This is a genomic window from Alcanivorax sp. NBRC 102024 (genome assembly GCF_001602235.1).
GTDB lineage: Bacteria > Pseudomonadota > Gammaproteobacteria > Pseudomonadales > Alcanivoracaceae > Alcanivorax.
This window is the reverse complement of sequence record NZ_BDAS01000005.1, coordinates 201,597-217,516: the sequence shown is the minus strand read 5'-3', so window position 1 is coordinate 217,516 and position 15,920 is coordinate 201,597. Positions and strand designations below refer to the sequence as shown.

At 60.6% G+C, this 15,920-nt stretch carries 15 protein-coding genes and 1 tRNA gene; 7 read left to right on the top strand and 9 right to left on the bottom strand.

Translation table 11 applies throughout. The features are described 5' to 3' along the window. Positions 1-76 precede the first annotated feature (76 nt). Positions 77-670 carry a DUF2846 domain-containing protein gene (locus A0251_RS10455; RefSeq protein ID WP_082810836.1) on the bottom strand — a complete coding sequence of 198 codons (594 nt, stop codon included), beginning with the start codon at positions 668-670 and terminating at the stop codon, positions 77-79. A gap of 374 nt (positions 671-1,044) precedes the next feature. Between A0251_RS10455 and A0251_RS10450 the strand changes: the two genes are divergently transcribed. The 5 genes from A0251_RS10450 to A0251_RS10430 all read left to right on the top strand — a co-directional run bounded on the left by A0251_RS10450 (position 1,045) and on the right by A0251_RS10430 (position 5,661). Next, positions 1,045-1,545, top strand: coding sequence for a DUF1289 domain-containing protein (locus tag A0251_RS10450; RefSeq protein ID WP_062816783.1), 501 nt, complete (start codon positions 1,045-1,047; stop codon positions 1,543-1,545). 263 nt (positions 1,546-1,808) lie between these two features. Further along, positions 1,809-2,435 carry a TetR/AcrR family transcriptional regulator gene (locus A0251_RS10445; protein ID WP_062816782.1) on the top strand — a complete coding sequence of 209 codons (627 nt, stop codon included), beginning with the start codon at positions 1,809-1,811 and terminating at the stop codon, positions 2,433-2,435. Then, a complete protein-coding gene (locus A0251_RS10440; protein ID WP_062816781.1) occupies positions 2,432-3,205 on the top strand; it encodes an SDR family oxidoreductase in 774 nt (257 codons plus the stop codon). The genes A0251_RS10445 and A0251_RS10440 overlap by 4 nt, the downstream gene beginning before the upstream one ends. Positions 3,206-3,219: 14 nt before the next feature. Next, positions 3,220-4,704: an NAD(P)/FAD-dependent oxidoreductase gene (locus tag A0251_RS10435; RefSeq protein WP_062816780.1), complete on the top strand. Its 1,485-nt coding sequence runs from the start codon at positions 3,220-3,222 to the stop codon at positions 4,702-4,704. Positions 4,705-4,722: 18 nt separating this feature from the next. Further along, entirely contained in the window at positions 4,723-5,661 is a 939-nt protein-coding gene (locus A0251_RS10430) for a patatin-like phospholipase family protein (protein WP_062816779.1), read from the top strand. A gap of 43 nt (positions 5,662-5,704) precedes the next feature. On the opposite strand, the gene A0251_RS10425 is transcribed toward A0251_RS10430, so the two are convergent. The 7 genes from A0251_RS10425 to A0251_RS10395 form a co-directional block, all read right to left on the bottom strand. Continuing rightward, the gene (locus A0251_RS10425; protein WP_062816778.1) at positions 5,705-5,917 is read right to left on the bottom strand and encodes a hypothetical protein; all 213 of its coding nucleotides are present in this window, start codon (positions 5,915-5,917) and stop codon (positions 5,705-5,707) included. Positions 5,918-5,970: 53 nt separating this feature from the next. Beyond that, positions 5,971-6,168, bottom strand: a complete 198-nt coding sequence (locus A0251_RS10420) for a hypothetical protein (RefSeq protein ID WP_062816777.1) — start codon at positions 6,166-6,168, stop codon at positions 5,971-5,973. Between the two features lie 184 nt (positions 6,169-6,352). After that, positions 6,353-6,437: transfer RNA gene (locus A0251_RS10415), tRNA-Leu, on the bottom strand. 45 nt (positions 6,438-6,482) lie between these two features. Next, on the bottom strand, positions 6,483-7,148 hold the full coding sequence (locus A0251_RS10410; RefSeq protein ID WP_062816776.1) for a hypothetical protein: 666 nt from the start codon (positions 7,146-7,148) through the stop codon (positions 6,483-6,485). 57 nt (positions 7,149-7,205) lie between these two features. Then, positions 7,206-8,081, bottom strand: a complete 876-nt coding sequence (locus A0251_RS10405) for a hypothetical protein (RefSeq protein WP_062816775.1) — start codon at positions 8,079-8,081, stop codon at positions 7,206-7,208. 163 nt (positions 8,082-8,244) lie between these two features. Then, positions 8,245-8,778 (bottom strand): hypothetical protein, encoded by a 534-nt coding sequence (locus tag A0251_RS10400; protein ID WP_062816774.1) that lies wholly within the window; start codon positions 8,776-8,778, stop codon positions 8,245-8,247. A 173-nt stretch (positions 8,779-8,951) separates the two neighbouring features. Beyond that, positions 8,952-9,539, bottom strand: coding sequence for a superoxide dismutase (locus tag A0251_RS10395; protein ID WP_062816773.1), 588 nt, complete (start codon positions 9,537-9,539; stop codon positions 8,952-8,954). A 290-nt stretch (positions 9,540-9,829) separates the two neighbouring features. Between A0251_RS10395 and A0251_RS10390 the strand changes: the two genes are divergently transcribed. Beyond that, positions 9,830-11,011, top strand: coding sequence for an acetyl-CoA C-acyltransferase (locus A0251_RS10390; protein WP_062816772.1), 1,182 nt, complete (start codon positions 9,830-9,832; stop codon positions 11,009-11,011). Between the two features lie 346 nt (positions 11,012-11,357). Next, positions 11,358-13,166: a beta-ketoacyl synthase gene (locus A0251_RS10385; protein ID WP_062816771.1), complete on the top strand. Its 1,809-nt coding sequence runs from the start codon at positions 11,358-11,360 to the stop codon at positions 13,164-13,166. Between the two features lie 105 nt (positions 13,167-13,271). On the opposite strand, the gene A0251_RS10380 is transcribed toward A0251_RS10385, so the two are convergent. Beyond that, entirely contained in the window at positions 13,272-15,893 is a 2,622-nt protein-coding gene (locus tag A0251_RS10380; RefSeq protein ID WP_062816770.1) for a DUF6351 family protein, read from the bottom strand. Between the last annotated feature and the right edge of the window lie 27 nt (positions 15,894-15,920).

Below are 15,920 nucleotides of genomic sequence, written 5' to 3'. Positions count from 1 at the left end.
AGACAGCAAAAGCCCCGGCATGCCGGGGCTTTTTTGTTTCTGTTAGAAGCTAGTAGCTAGCCACTCGCAGCTGCCTTCACTCCATCGTATAGGTATAAAACGGTGCCCAGCGCGGCACCTTGCTGTCGCGGCCGGCATAGTAGACGCCAGGCTCATCCAGACGCAGATCGGCGATTTCCCGCAGTGCCACGGCACGGGGAACCTGTTGCAAGGGGCCGGCCTGCTGGTAGTTCTCCGGGTCGGCAACCAGTTCTTCCATATCCAGCGGACGGGTTTCCGAGTAGCGGAAGTAGTAATCCTTGCCCCCTTCCACTTCCAGCGGCATTTCGAAGACCATCTTCAGATAGAGCACGCTAAGCGGACGGCGGGCATAGAAGTCGTGGGTGCCGGCGGGCAATTCCAGCCAGCTGTAGGCACCGGCCTTGAGACCAAAAAGCTGCGTGGCATCCAGGAAGAACACCGGCGCCTGCACTTCTTCGTAGCCCCAGCGGGTAATCGGACGGTAGATATAGACCATGGCATTACGCGGATCCAGCGTATCCATGGGTTTGAAGGTCTTGCCCTGGGGGGCATGGATAAAAGCACCGGGGGTTGAGGGAACGCCCACACCCAGGCTGGAACATCCGGAAAGCATCCACAGGCAAGCTGCCAGCAACACAGCCAATCGCATTATTATTCTCCAGTGATGCCGCTTCCCGTTAATCCGGGGCGACCCTGTTTATTATTTCGCGCAAGACAGAGCATTTGTTCGTTGCCACCTGAGTCTGTGACTTCAGCGTGGGTGCATGGCGCAAGCATCGGTTGCCACAGGGTGCTTTCTGCAGAAGCGTCGTCGCAAATACGCTCCACTGAAGGCGCTCTTGAGAAAACAACAACTCTGTGGCGACAAAGACTTGCGTCAGGCGCCGCGATCAAGCCACGGATTCAGGTGCTAACTATGGCCGATTTGCCGACATTGCTCAAGATAGCAGCAAACGCTCAAATTCCCGCCAAACGGCGTCCCCTCGCGCTTCCCTGCCCGGGGTTTTCTGGTAGTCTTCGGCCATGGCAGTCAATCGTATCCACACCCCCTGTATCGGCGTCTGTTCCACCGTTTTCGGTGATACGGTCTGTCGTGGCTGTCGCCGCTTCAGCCACGAGGTTGTGCACTGGAACGGATACACCAACGAAGAGAAGCGAATCGTCTGGAAACGCCTGAATTTGCTGCTTTGCCAGGTAGTGGACAACTATTTCCAGGTCACCGATGCAAACCGGCTGGCGGCGGAGATGGACTTCCAGAATCTGCGTTACCAGACCCAGCTTTCCCCCCAGGGCTGGGTGCCGGAGCTGCTCAAGGCCGCCGGCAAACAACCGATTCCCTATGACCGGTTCGGCCTGCACCCCCTGCCCGCGACCCGCGGCCTGCTGCCCCGTGAGCTCTACGATCAGATCAGCGCCGAATGCCACGCCCTGGCCCAGGCCCACTACGACCGCTCCTACGCCCGCCCGGTCACCCTCGCAGCAGAACTCACCGAACTGGCCGCCCGGGAAAAGGGCTTGATCTGACCCTCCTCCTCCATTCGTAGGAGCATCGCTGGCGGCGCGATAAACCAGTTGCGAGAAGCGAAAATCATTGGGCGTTCCCGTGTTTTGGGCTTTGCCTTTCGAAACTCGCTTCTCGCAACTCGAAACTTTGGGTTATCCCGCCGCCAGCGAGGCTCCTACGGATAGCCGCTATCATTTGTCCCGAAATGACCCTTCCATACAAACATCACTCAATGGCACAGTTACGGAATGAACATTCATTCAATCACTGAGTGAGACTTGCCATGACCCTCGCTGACCGGACTGTGCCGGCCGATAACAAGGAAGCTCGCAAAGGCGACCAGATCATCCAGGCCGCGCTGCGGGTGTTTGCTGAGCATGGCCTGCACGGCACGCCGGTACCACCCATCGCCGCGGAGGCCGGAGTCGGCGTGGGTACCCTGTATCGCTATTTCGACAGTAAGGAAGCGCTGATCAACGCCGTCTTCCGGGACAGCAAGCGCCGCCTCAAGGAACGCCTGCTCAGCGATCTGGACCTGCTACACCCCTCCCGCAGTCTGTTCGATACCCTCTGGGCCCGGCTTACCGCCTTTGCCCGCGAAGAGCCGGACGCCTTTCATTTTCTGGAGATGCAGGATCACCACAGCTACCTGGATCCGGAAAGCCGCCATCAGGAGCAGGCCCTGCTGATTCCCCTGGGCATGATGGTGGTCATCGGCCAGCGCACCGGCCTGCTCAACGACATCATGAAACCGGATCTGGCCATCGCCCTGTTCTGGGGAGCTTTCGTGGGTGTCTTCAAGGCAGAGCGCCTGGGCTATCTGACCCTGGATGATGACGACCTGACACGGGCACGGGATGCCTGCTGGCTCGCCATCGCCAATCACAACAACAAAGGCACGCAATCATGACACCCACACATATCCTGATTACCGGCGGTGCCGGCGCCATTGGCGGCCAGCTCGCCGGGCAGTTTCGTCAGCATCACCCGGACGCACGCATCACCCTGGTGGACCTGAATGCCGAAGCCCTCGCCCTGGCCGCCGACCAGCACGGCGCTCACGCGGAAACCTGCGATCTGACCGATATCGACGCCCTGCCTGGCTGGTGGCAGTCGCTGATTGACCGTCGCGGGCCGGTGGATGTGCTGGTCAACTGTGCCGGCATCATGGACATCATCAGCATCACCGGCACCGGCTGGGAGCAGGGCAAACGTTTGCTGGATATCAACTTCACTGCCCCCATGCGGCTGATGGACCTGGCATTGCCAACCATGGTGGAGGCCCGCAACGGTTGCGTGATCAATGTGGCCAGCATGGCCGGGCGCATGCCAATTCGTGGCTGCAGCTACTACGGTGGCGCCAAGGCCGGCATCGGCCTGGCCTCGGAAATCGCCCGGCTGGATCTGAAGAAGCAGGGCGTGAATGTGATCACCGTCTACCCGGGCCCGATCCATTCCGGCCTGGAAAGCCATGCCCGCAGCCAGGTGAAGAAAGGCCCGGTGTCCCGCTATATCCCCACCGGCAAGCCGGAGGTGCTGGCCGAGCGCATCTACCGCACCTTCCGCAAGGGTGGCGCCCGGGTGATCTACCCGGATATCTACGCCCTGGCCAAACAGGTCGCCAACCTGAATCTGACCAACCGGGCCATGGATTTCTTCAGCCCGCAACCGAACCAGTGACCCCGGACATTCCCATGACACAGCAAGCCAACACTCCCCTTTATGACGTCCTGATTGTGGGCGCCGGCATCAGCGGCATCGGCCTGGGCATTCGCCTGCGCGAAGCCGGCTTCGATAACTTTGTGATCCTGGAAAAAGCCGCGGACCTGGGCGGTACCTGGCGGGATAATACCTACCCGGGCTGTGCCTGCGATGTGCCCTCGGCGCTGTACTCCTATTCCTTTGCCCAGAAACCGGACTGGAGCCGGGCCTTCGCCGGCCAGGCGGAAATTCTCGACTATGTGCGTGAAACGGCTAACCGCCACAACATACCCGCCTTCATTCGTTTCAATCAGGGCGTGGAACGGGCACAGTGGCGGGAGCGGGAAAGTTTCTGGGAAGTGCAGACCGGGGACCAGCTCTACCGGGCCCGTACCGTGGTGGCCTGCTCCGGCTACTTGCATGAACCCATCATTCCGAACATCCCCGGCCTGAAGGATTTTCAAGGCAAGCTGTTCCATTCCTCCCGCTGGGACCATGACCACGACCTGAGTGGTGAACGGGTGGCGGTGATCGGCACCGGCGCTTCGGCAATCCAGTTTGTGCCGGAGATCCAGCCCAAGGTGCAGCACCTGACCCTGTTCCAGCGTACCCCGCAATGGGTGCTGCCCAAGCCGGATCACCCCATCCCGAAAATCGAGGAAAACTTCTTCCGCCTGCCGTTCACCCTGAACGCCTGGCGCAAGATGCTTTACGGCGGCTTTGAAACCTTCGGCATCGGCTTTCGCAAACCGGCCCTGCTGCGGCAGATCCAGAAACTGGGCGAGGCGCATATTCGCCTGGCCATCAAGGATCCGGCCCTGCGCGCCAAGCTGACCCCGGATTACACCCTGGGCTGCAAGCGGGTGCTGATGAGCAACCAGTATTACCCGGCGCTCAATCAGGACAATGTGGATGTGTTCGCCACCGGCCTGAAAGCGGTGCGCGGCAATACCCTGGTGGGCCAGGACGGCAGCGAGTGCGAGGTGGACACCATTATTCTGGGTACCGGGTTCTTCGTCACCGAGCCGCCCATTGCCGATCACATCTATAACGATGCTGGCGATTCACTCAGCCAGATGTGGAAGGACGGCATGCAGGCCTACCGCGGCACCACCATTGCCGGCCTGCCGAACGCCTTCATGGTGCTGGGGCCCAATCTGGGTATCGGCCACAATTCTGCCTTTATCGTTATTGAAGCGCAGATCAACTATATCCTCAGCACCCTGACAACCATGCGCGAGCAGCAGCTGAGTCGGGTGGAAGTCAAAGCCGATAGCCAGAAAACCTACAATCGCAAGGTCCAGAAAGACCTGCAGGGCACCGTCTGGAACACCGGCGGCTGCTCCAGCTACTACCTGGACAAGAACGGCTTCAACAGTGTGGGCTTTCCCTGGAGTACCCTGGAAATGCAGCGTCTGCTCAAGGACTTTGATGCGGAAAACTACTCGCTCACCCCCGCCAGCCAACCCGTCTTTTAATGTGAACAGGCCCGAATAATGACAAACAACACTCCATCTCCCCGTCGCGCCCTGGTACTGGGCTGCGGCGGTGTCGCCGGCGGCGCCTGGTCCATTGCCGCCCTGCACCATCTAGAGCAGAAACTGGACTGGGACGCCCGCGACGCCGATATCCTTATCGGCACCTCGGCAGGCGCGGTGCTGGCCACCTTGCTGGGGAGCGGCGTCAGCGTGGATCAGCTGCTGGCCTGCCAGCAGGGCACCCGTCAACAATGCCGCTGGAATCACGACAGCGATACCGGCGGTGCCCTGCCACCGCTACCCGCGGCCAGTCTCACCGGCGCCAAACTTGCTCTGAAGGGCTTGCGTGGAGACGTCTCGCCATTGACCGCCTTCTGCGGCCTACTGCCCCGGGGCCAGTTTGACATGACGCCCTTTCGGAAATTGGTGGACGACGCCACCGGGGGCGCGGACTGGGTGGCCCACCCGGCCACCTGGATCATGGCCGTGGATACCACCAGCGGCAAACGGGTGCCCTTCGGTAAAGGCGGCGCGCCACAGGCGAATATCCGCGATGCGGTTTGTGCGTCCTACGGGGTCCCCGTCTGGTGTCCGCCGGTAAGCCTGGGCAGCCGCACCTACATCGACGGCGGCGTGGCGTCCCCCACCTCCGCAGACCTTCTGGTGGATAGTGCCGTGGATGAGGTCATCATTCTTGCTCCCATGGCCTCACGGCAACCGGACCGGCCGCGCTCCCCCCTGGCCGCCATCGAGCGGCGGGTACGCCGCTACATGACCCGCATCGTGGATAAGGAAGTCAACAAACTGGAAAAGGCTGGCAAGCGGGTGATTCGCCTGGAACCCAATGCCGAGGACCTGAAGGCTTTCGGGTTCAACATGATGGATCCAACCCGGCGGCGTCGGGTATTGGACACGGCGTTGGAGACCACGGCCAAAACGGTTCAGGCCGCGCTGTAGTCAGGAAACGTGGGGGGGGGCTCGCCGGGCTCCCCACATCATCCTAGAGTGAGTTCACCGACTCCATGAGCGACGCCTTGATCTCATGCAGGGCCCCCTGGGTTGCCTGCCCCTCTGCATAGATCAGCCCACCCAGAATTAACGCCCCCGCCGCCAACACGACCAGCGCCAACAGGCGCACACGATCGGCTTCAAGCTTTCGTGCCGCAGGAAAGTGACCGGCGTTTCGATGTTTATCTTGTGTGTGCTCTCGCATAGTACACCTCCCCTTTAGTTCTACGCGGCGAGGGGTGAACCTGCAAGCGGGGGTCAGGTGTTGATGGAACATTCCGGACAAAAGCGCAAGCTACGGAAATACAGCTTTGCCACCGGCAAGGCATGAATACAGTGGGAAAAATCGCCCAGATAAATTCGCTGGTCATTTTCCTTGGGCAAGTGACGGCAATTCACCGTGTGAATTTCCCAAGTGTCATCATCAGCCTGGATCTTGCTGAGGTAATACCGCATACCCTTCCCCGATTCGCGGATTCGACAGCGGGGAATAGTAGGGATCTGAGCGGCGAAAAGAATGAAAAGAAGGTAAAACCTGGAAGGTAATGAAATTAACTTGATAGCAGCAATGCCGAGGCGCTGCAGCGCCCAGAAAAGCAAAAGGCCGTAACAGCAATGCCGTTACGGCCTTTCGTTGAGATGGTGCGCCAGGAGGGAGTTGAACCCCCACACCTCTCGGCACCAGAACCTAAATCTGGCGTGTCTACCAATTCCACCACTGGCGCAATGGGCGGCTATTCTAGCAGGCTAATCGTTAATTACCAGCGGCATCAGCCGCCCTGGAGAATCCGGTAAAGTGCCTGCAGGTCCTTGTCGACTTTCTCCACCTTGCTCGCCAGAGCCGATAGCTCGGCGCTGTTGTCTGATACCGGTTGCGCCACCGGTGCAGCGGGTTGCGGCCGGGCAGCCAGGTTGCTGATCCGTGAGGACAAACCGCTCAATCTGCTGTCCAGCGCATCCAGCCGGGTTTCCCATTCGCGACTTTCCGGGCCATTGCCTCGCTGTTTGGCCAATGCCACGGTCAGACCACGCACCTTGGCATTTAGCTCACGCAGGTCTTCACGAAGGGGAGCCAGAGCAGGAGAGGTTTCCAGGTTTGCCGTCGCCGGCAATGTTGCCATGCTGCGCTCCTCCTGCTGCTGGCGTTCAGACGCCAGTTGGTAGTATTGCTGACGCAGCTCGCTGAGCTCATGGCGGATGTCACCGTGAGCCATCCATTGACTGACCGCCAACAACAGGGCAATCACCGCCAGCACCAGGGACAGCCAAAGCAAGCCGGAATGGCCGCCTTCGCTGACCGATACCGGCTTGCTCTTGTTCTGGGGACGCAGCGCTACCGGTTCCCTATCCGGCCCCGGTAGTGGAGCGGTTACCGCCAGCACATCCTGATTCAATCCCTGTAGACGCCGCTCTTTATTTTCCGGCAACTTGGCCATGGCAAGACGCTCTTTATCATTATTGTTTTTCGCTGATCCCTACCCCCCCGGGTTCGATCAACGCCCTTCCAGTTTATCCAACCGACTATTGACCTGGAGCCGATAAGCGTCAAACGCCGCAATGGCTGCCTCGGTTTCATCCACCCGGTCTTTCAGCGCAGCCAACCCGGCCTGGCCTTTCTCCACTTTGGCCAGCGCGTTTTTCAGGTTTTGCTGCTGGCTTTCCAGCTGATTGATGTTTTCCACCAGCACATCCAGCTGGGTCTGCATCTGACTGATGCGGGTCTGCCACTGCTCGCTGCTTTTGTTCACTGCGGCGACCGCACTGTCCACCTGCTTTTTCAGGGCGGCGGTGTCTTTACCGATACCCTGGAGTTTGCCATCGACACCGGCCTGGGCCTTTTTTACCTCGTTTATCGTGGAGGACAGGGCATTCAGTTTCTTGCTCTGCTCGGCAATATCCGCCCGATTGCGTTTATTGCTCAGGTCCCAGAGTTTACGGATTTCTGTGTTGTTTTCTTCCAGCTTCTTGCCCTGGGCACGGACCGTGTCCTGCAGCTGACCGGAGGACTGATTCAGACTCTCGTCGGTGGCAGATAGCCGGGACTGGAGATTGCCCAGTTTCTGGCTGGATTCCGAAATGCGCTCATCCATCTGAGCCTGCAGCACGGTCATCTGTTTCTGGAACCAGACCCCCATCACAGCAATCAGAACCACCAGCACCAGACAGGCGATCATCCATCCACCGCCACCGCCTCCGTTGCTATGGGCTTTCGGGGCCGGTTTTTTGGGGGCCTTGGGAGGCTTGCCTTTACCCTCGCCCTTGCCGTTGTTGTCGGCTCCGGCGGGGGAAGAGCGGCGACCGGTATCACCATGGTCATCCACGGTGACGTCATTCAAGTTACCCAGATTTACTTCACGATCTCGCGTCATTCCAGTGTCCTGCAATCCCGGCTAATGGCCCTGTTGATAGCGATGGTTGGATAGTGCCGCAGGCGGGGCCGCATAGCTGCCAAGCAGCCCCCATTTCATCCGGGGAGCCCCTGGAGAACGGCTGGCGCTCACCGCGGTCCCTGGTCTGCCTGTTTTTGAAAGTTTATTCGCCGCCTTTCTCGAACAGCGGCTGCTCGGTGGCGTAGTAGACCATATCACCGAGCTCATGCTTGCCTGCCTCATTTTTCAGCAGCGGCAGAAAGATCACCCAGGGGCGAACATCGCGGTGATCCACCTGGGCCCACACCCCGGTGACTTTGTCGCCATTTTCAGCGGTAATCTCATGGAGACGGAACAGCGCCATCAACTCGATGTCCGGCTGCTCTTTACCGATCTTGCGCAACTGCATGAACAGGCCCTGTGCCCACTCTTCCGCGCTGGGCGCATCTTCCTTATCCCCGGAATAGCCCACCGCCCGAACCGTATCGCCAGACTGAATCATACCGAAAGGATAGAGCCCGCCGGAGCGCTGGATGGCTTTCAGCGCCTGGCGAAGGCCGGCTTCAGCCAGCTGGTCCATGGCTTGCTGTTCAGGGCTTTTCTGTTGCTTTTCAGCCGCTGCGGCAGGGGCCTCCTCAGCCGTGACACTGGTTGCCCACAGCCCCATTACAAGAAAAAAGATTCCCAAAAAACGCATACATTACACCTGTTATTTTCATTCGCTTGGGGGTTGGACCACACAACGGCCGACAATATCCCAGGCTGGGGACGCTACCAAACTTCCCTGATCGCCGCCATATGGACACAAAAAAGGCCGCGAAGGCGGCCTTTTTCGTTACCTGAACGGTATCCCCGCAGGGATAGACCGTCTTAACCGGCAAAGTTGCTGGCGGCAAAGTCCCAGTTGATCAGGTTCCAGATGGATTCCAGATACTTGGGACGGGCATTGCGGTAGTCCACGTAGTAGGCGTGTTCCCACACGTCCACAGTGAACAGCGGAGTCTGGCCCTTGTCGTGGGCGATCGGGGTATCCGCATCGTCGGTGTTGACGATTTCCAGGCTGCCATCGCTGTTCTTCACCAGCCAGGTCCAGCCGGAGCCGAAGTTGCCGGTAGCCTTGGCGTTGAACTGGGACTTGAACTCGTCGAAAGAACCGAAGGCCTTGTCGATGGCCGCAGCCAGATCACCGGTGGGGGCGCCACCGCCGTTGGGGCTCAGGCTATTCCAGTAGAAAGTGTGGTTCCACACCTGGGCCGCCTGGTTGAACAGACCGCCTTCAGCGCTCTTGATGATCTCTTCCAGGGATTTGCCTTCGTTGTCAGTGCCGGCAACCATTTCGTTCAGCTTGGTCACATAGGCATTGTGGTGCTTGCCGTGATGGTACTCGAGAGTCTCTGCAGAAATATGCGGTTCCAGTGCATTTTTCTCGAACGGAAGCGGCGGTAATTCAAAAGCCATAGTCATTTCCCCTGACATCATGTTGTTCTGTTGCGGCTCGGCAACAGAAAGAAATTCCCCGCTGGCGGCATGCCTGTCGCCAACGGCTGAATGATAATAACAAGCTACCGGCGGCAATCTCCACCACGGACCAGGGGTTTACCATGATTGCCTTTGGCTGCAATAGACGATTTCTATCGCCAATGCCTGATCCGTGACCGGCAGGTCCCTGTGAGATGGGGTGTCTGCCCCTTGTTTCAAGTACAATGCGCCCCAAATTTTGATAACTGCGTGCTTGGCAGGAGAAAACGATGTCTGATGATGCTGTAGTAATTGTAAATGGTGCCCGTACTGCCATGGGTGGTTTCCAGGGTTCCCTGTCTGCGGTCTCCGCTCCCGAACTGGGCGCCGCCTCTATCCGTGAAGCCGTGTCCCGTGCCGGCCTGAAGCCGGAAGACGTACAGGAAGTCATCATGGGCTGTGTACTGCCCGCTGGCCTCAAGCAGGGCCCCGCCCGCCAGGCCATGCGTCTGGCCGGCCTGCCGGACAACACCGGCGCCACCACCATCAACAAGCTGTGTGGTTCCGGCATGAAGGCCACCATGTTCGCCTACGATTCCATCAAGGCCGGCACCAACGACATCGTCGTTTCCGGTGGTATGGAATCCATGACCAATGCGCCCTATGTGCTGGACAAGGCCCGCAGCGGCATGCGCATGGGTCATGGTCAGGTCTATGACCACATGTTCCTGGACGGGCTGGAAGATGCAGAAACCGGCCGCCTGATGGGCTCCTTCGCCCAGGAAGTGGCGGACAAGCGTTCCATCAGCCGGGAAGACATGGACAACTACGCCATCGAATCCCTGAAGCGTGCCCAGGCAGCCATCGAGAACGGCTGGTTCAAGGACGAGATCGTGCCGGTGACCGTGAAAACCCGTAAGGGTGAAGTGGTTGTCGACACCGACGAGCAGCCCGGCAACGCCAACATCGACAAGATCCCGACCCTGCGTCCGGCCTTCGCCAAAGACGGCACCGTCACCGCCGCCAACGCCAGCTCCATCTCCGATGGCGGCTCCGCGCTGGTACTGGCCCGTGAGTCCGTGGCCAATGAACGCGGCCTGAAACCGCTGGCCCGCATCCTGGCCCACGCCACCAACAGCAAACACCCCAGCGAGTTCACCATTGCGCCCATCGGTGCCACCGAAGCGGTCATGAAAAAAGCCGGCTGGACCGTGGACGATGTGGATCTGTTCGAGATCAACGAAGCCTTTGCCATGGTGGCCATGATGCCGATGATTGACCTGGGCATTCCCCACGAAAAGGTGAACATCCACGGCGGCGCCTGTGCCCTGGGCCACCCGGTGGGCTCCACTGGCTCGCGCATCATCCTCACCCTGATCCACGCGCTCAAGCGCACCGGCGGCAAGCGCGGTGTGGCCAGCCTGTGTATCGGCGGCGGCGAAGCCACTGCGGTGGCTGTTGAGCTGCTGTAATAGGTACAACGCTCGATGCCAGACCAAACGGGGCCTTCGGGCCCCGTTTTTGTAGGGAAATGACCAAGTAGCGAGTGACGAGAAGCGAGTGACGAAACCCGTAAAAGCTTTTCGCTACTCGAAACTCGTACCTCGCGATCCCCTTGATTCCTCACCACCGACCGCCGGAACCGCATTCGCCATCGACTATCAACAGTCCCCGCTCCTGAAACATCCGCTTTCACTTTCAAATTCTGTTGCACTTTCCTGACCGGATTCGCCCTCCGTCGTATACGCAAAACAGGGTTTCATCTGTACCCTGACCGGCTAGTCACCGTTTTGGATTGGGCGCAGGCCCGGGAGCACCATGACAGCATTACCCGTGATCACCGCCATGGGCGGCATCAATGCGGCCGGCCGCAGCGCCCTGCATTTCGGCTTTCAACGGCTGGTATTTGACGCCCTGCCGGATGCCGGCCGCCAGGACACCCTGCGTTCGCTGGGCCAGTTGACCGGCCGCAGCATGGACCAGCAGCTGGCCGCCACGCTGATTCGCGCCCTGCCCGACTCCCACCGTCTCCACGCCGCCATCAGCGGCACCAGCGACATTCCCGTTACCCTGGAAATGCGCAACATGGACCTGCCTGACCCGCTACCCGCTGGCTGGCAGGTCTCCCCTATCGACAAGCGCCGCTGCCAGGTCACCCTGCCCGCGGGGCTGGATCTGCGTGTTCCCCATGACGGTCCGCGCCGGGTCAGCGCTGCCGGGCAATTGCCGGATGGCTTCGACCCCGGCGCCCTGTATGCCTCGCGCAACCACCCCCGGGCCCTGCAGATGGCCATCTTCGGTATCAGTGATGCGCTGGGGGATCTGGGCATGGACTGGGCCACCGTGGCCGGCAAGGTGCGCCCGGATCAGGTCGCCGTTTACGCCAGCAACGCCATGTCCCAGCTGGACGACAATGGCCTGGGCGGCGTCATGCGCTTTCCGCCCAATGGCCAGCGCATCACCTCCAAACAGGTGCCGCTGGGGCTGGGCGAGATGACCGCGGATTTTCTCAATGCCTATGTGCTGCACTCGGTGGGTACCACCGGCGGCATGCTGGGCGCCTGCGCCACCTTCCTCTACAACCTGGAAAAAGGGGTGCAGGCCATTCGCAGCGGCAAGGTACGGGTGGCCATCGTCGGCACCAGCGAAGCCCCGCTGGTGGCAGAAGTCATGGAAGGGTACCGGGCCATGGGTGCGCTGGCAGAAGACCAGGACCTGGCCGCTCTGGACGGTGCCCAACAAGCAGATGTGCGCCGCGCTTGCCGGCCGTTTTCCGACAACTGCGGCTTTACCATGGCCGAGTCCGCCCAGTTCACCGTGCTGATGGATGATGCCCTGGCCCTGGAACTGGGTGCCGATATTCTCGGCGCCGTACCGGATGTGTTTATCCATGCGGACGGGGCCAAGAAATCCATTTCCGCCCCCGGCGTGGGTAACTACCTGACCGTGGGTAAAGCCGCCGCCCTGACCCGTCAGCTGATCGGCGACAAGGGCCTGCGCGAGCACAGCTTTGTTCATGCCCACGGTACCGGCACCCCCCAGAACCGGGTCACCGAATCGGTGATTCTGGACCGGGTGGCCGAGGCCTTCGGTGTCCGCCAGTGGCCGGTGACGGCCATCAAGGCGTTTGTGGGACACTCCCTGGGCAGTGCCGGCGGCGACCAGCTGGCCGCGACGCTGGGTAGCTTCGCGCAAGGGATATTGCCGGGCATCCGCACCATCGACCACATTGCCAGTGATGTGCACCGCCAGCACCTGGACTTCGCCATGGACCACGTCCCGCGCGACGACTTGCAAGCCAGCCTGATCAACTCGAAGGGGTTTGGAGGCAACAACGCCACTGCTGTGGCGTTGTCCGCTCGGGTCACCGAGGCCATGCTGCAACAACGCCATGGCAGCAAAGCCATCAGCCATTGGCAAACTGCCCGTGACACGGTGCTGCAGGCCAAGAGCCGTTTCCGCGACCGCTGCCTGCACGAAGCCCCCAAACCGGTATACCGGTTTAACGAGGGGGTAATGGGAGATGAAGCGGTGACGCTGACCGGGGATGCGATGCAACTCAATGGCGGCACCACCATGCCCTTTGACGACGACAACGGCCTGGCGGCTTACCAAATCAATCTCTAGCGCTACTCGGATGGGAAAGGGTGAGTAACGAGGTATAAGTTACGAGTTACGAAAACCTTTCCCGGTCTTCGCAACTCGTCACTCAGCATCCCCAGCGACTGAAAATCAGCGAATCTCCACCTGGAAGGCCGGCGACGCCCAGCCCTGAGGACGGGTGGCCATACCATCAGCCAAGGGGGCACCGCCGTAAATGACCTGCTGCGCATCACCGTACTGCAACCAGGTCCGGGTAGGCATGGTCCCCTCGCCGGGCTTGCTGTAATCGCAGACGCCCTGCGGGAAGATCTCCGCCACCTGGTCCGCGAAAGCCTGCGGATCCAGCACCGTGGGGTAATCCGCCGGATCCACCGGTTTCAGCTGGCACTTGTTGGTCAGGGTCTGGATGCTGTCACCGGCCACGGTCCGTGGCGTCCCGAAACGGGTCTGCACCACGGTCTGTTGCAGGCCCAGAACCGGATCGGTCAGCGGTGCCAGCAACTCACCCAGGGTGCCCAGTAACTCACCCAGCACCGGCAGCTCGGACACCACCGGCAGCGCGCTGATATCCAGACCACATACCTGACCGGTGAGCGCATCCACCACCACCCCGGCTTCCGCCGGTGCCGGCGGCAGCAGGGACAGATCCAGCCCCGGCAGGATCGGGTCCGGGTACAACAGATTGCCGGTCAGCGGCACGATGGGACCTTCAGGGCCGAACAGGGACGACACGGAAAGGCACCGGTCGCGGGCATAAACCGGCTTGTTGGCGATCACCTTTTCGGCCACCGGCGTGGCCGTGGCATCCTGCTCGATGCCGGACAGCCACAGGTCCATGACCAGCAGGGCTTCGGTGGTGAAAACCGAATCGCCAAACAGCGGCGCCGGGCCATACCAGATCACATGGTTATCGGCGTGTCCCTGGGTCTGCTCCAGCCGCGCACGCATCTGCCAGGAATGGTAGGCGTCATGGGCAATGCCCGGGTCCGGGCCACGCAGATCAATGATCGGCACATTGGCCAGATGCTCAGCGGTGTTGATGGCGCCGGTCCGATAGGCATTTCGCAAGGCTTGCGGGTCCGCCACGGTGCGCTCGGCCTGATAGTCGATATCCACACTCAAACCGCCGATTTCCCGATTCACCTTGAGAAACTGTTCGCCGCTGATCACCCCGTTCTGCAATGCTTTCAACCCATACTGGACGCCCACATTATCCAGCGGAATACCACCAAAACCGCGACCGAGCAGCTGTTCATTGCGGGTCCATACCGACGGTTCACGGGGCCCAAACTGGTTGATCATGTAATCCAGCAAGCCGCAACGCAGTCCGTCCGGCTGCGACTCGGCGTCATAGACCGCCACCCCTTCCTGCAGACCCGGACAATCCTCCTGGTCCGGGTAGGCGGACGGGAAGAATGCCAGGTCGGACACCACCGGATTCAACGGCAAGTGGCCATAGAAGGCGGACCACTGCGCGGCCGGAATCACCCCGGAGGTCAGCAGCGAGGTAACCACCTCCTGAAACCCTTGCGGATCGGTAGGCAGCTGGTTGCCGAAGTAATTACTGAGCAGGTTGTAATCCGCGAACTGGGTGGCGGTGGTCCAGACATCCGGGTAGGAGCATTGCACGATCAGGCCCTGATAAATGCCCGGGTAGGCATTGGCCACGTGGTGCTGGGTAATGGAACCACCGGAACAACCGGTGCCGATGGTGTAACGGATTTCCCCATACTGTTCGATGATCCGCTCTTTCCCCATCATCAGGGACTCCGCCGCGGTTGCCAGATTGGCGTTATGCCCCAGGTTGGCCTGGGCCGTGGACAGGGTCATGAACCCCCGCGCCAGGGCGGTAGTGATGCTGTCACCCAGCAACAGCTCGGCGCCCGCGGGGGCAGTGCCGGCGATATCACCACGGGGCACCTCCCCCATGCCATAACTGACGCCCACGTTACCGCCATGATGAATCAGCAGCTTGCCGTTCCATTGCGGTTGCGGGTCCAGGGCGGTCCAGGGCTGATCCGGTTGATAGAGCGTCATGATCAGGTAACGGTCACGATTCATGACCCCTTCTTCCATGCGCACGATAAAGGGCATTTCCATACCTTCATCCGTGGTAATGCGGGCAATGCTGTCATCGGCAGGCGGATTTGCCGGGTCGTAGGGCTGGAAGGCTTGCGGCAAGCCGGGGTTTTCCGGATCAAAGTTGGTCAGCAGGTTTTCCAGCTTGTTGGCCGGCACATACTGAAAGGTGTATTCCGGCGGCTGATTACACTGGGCATCCACCGCCTGTTCATTGGTGCACTGCCAGGGCTGCAGCTGGGGCCCGGAAAACACCGGACCGCCGTTGGGGTGGTTGATGATCTGCCGCTCCAGCACCGACGCATCCGCCAGCACCACGGTGACCGTGTTGGCCCCCAGCGCCATGCCTTCCAGCAAGCCCTTGAGGGTGCCCTCGCTGGTTGTCGTCAAGTGCTCGGTCACCTCCCGATCACCCAGCATGACCTTTGCCCCGCTCAACAGGGCGCTATCGTCTACCGTAATTTCCACCAGGGCATCACCGCCGCTGATCAGGTCCGCGCGATTGGACAGCACACGGATATCGCCTTCTCCCGCCTGCGGCGTTTCGGGAAGGTCCGGATCGGGGGTATTCGGAACCGGATTACTGGCCGCCGGCGACGACGAACCGCCACCACCACAAGCCGCCAACAGGGCTACCAGGACGGCCGCCAGCAAACGAGACAGGGATTTCATGGGAGACTCCAGGCCGGCGCGCTGACC

Excerpts from the sequence above, each read along its gene's own strand:
- A0251_RS10455 (WP_082810836.1), bottom strand. The coding sequence starts at position 670 with ATGCGATTGGCTGTGTTGCTGGCAGCTTGCCTGTGGATGCTTTCCGGA.
- A0251_RS10450 (WP_062816783.1), top strand. The coding sequence starts at position 1,045 with ATGGCAGTCAATCGTATCCACACCCCCTGTATCGGCGTCTGTTCCACC.
- A0251_RS10445 (WP_062816782.1), top strand. The coding sequence starts at position 1,809 with ATGACCCTCGCTGACCGGACTGTGCCGGCCGATAACAAGGAAGCTCGC.
- A0251_RS10440 (WP_062816781.1), top strand. The coding sequence starts at position 2,432 with ATGACACCCACACATATCCTGATTACCGGCGGTGCCGGCGCCATTGGC.
- A0251_RS10435 (WP_062816780.1), top strand. The coding sequence starts at position 3,220 with ATGACACAGCAAGCCAACACTCCCCTTTATGACGTCCTGATTGTGGGC.
- A0251_RS10430 (WP_062816779.1), top strand. The coding sequence starts at position 4,723 with ATGACAAACAACACTCCATCTCCCCGTCGCGCCCTGGTACTGGGCTGC.
- A0251_RS10425 (WP_062816778.1), bottom strand. The coding sequence starts at position 5,917 with ATGCGAGAGCACACACAAGATAAACATCGAAACGCCGGTCACTTTCCT.
- A0251_RS10420 (WP_062816777.1), bottom strand. The coding sequence starts at position 6,168 with ATGCGGTATTACCTCAGCAAGATCCAGGCTGATGATGACACTTGGGAA.
- A0251_RS10410 (WP_062816776.1), bottom strand. The coding sequence starts at position 7,148 with ATGGCCAAGTTGCCGGAAAATAAAGAGCGGCGTCTACAGGGATTGAAT.
- A0251_RS10405 (WP_062816775.1), bottom strand. The coding sequence starts at position 8,081 with ATGACGCGAGATCGTGAAGTAAATCTGGGTAACTTGAATGACGTCACC.
- A0251_RS10400 (WP_062816774.1), bottom strand. The coding sequence starts at position 8,778 with ATGCGTTTTTTGGGAATCTTTTTTCTTGTAATGGGGCTGTGGGCAACC.
- A0251_RS10395 (WP_062816773.1), bottom strand. The coding sequence starts at position 9,539 with ATGGCTTTTGAATTACCGCCGCTTCCGTTCGAGAAAAATGCACTGGAA.
- A0251_RS10390 (WP_062816772.1), top strand. The coding sequence starts at position 9,830 with ATGTCTGATGATGCTGTAGTAATTGTAAATGGTGCCCGTACTGCCATG.
- A0251_RS10385 (WP_062816771.1), top strand. The coding sequence starts at position 11,358 with ATGACAGCATTACCCGTGATCACCGCCATGGGCGGCATCAATGCGGCC.
- A0251_RS10380 (WP_062816770.1), bottom strand. The coding sequence starts at position 15,893 with ATGAAATCCCTGTCTCGTTTGCTGGCGGCCGTCCTGGTAGCCCTGTTG.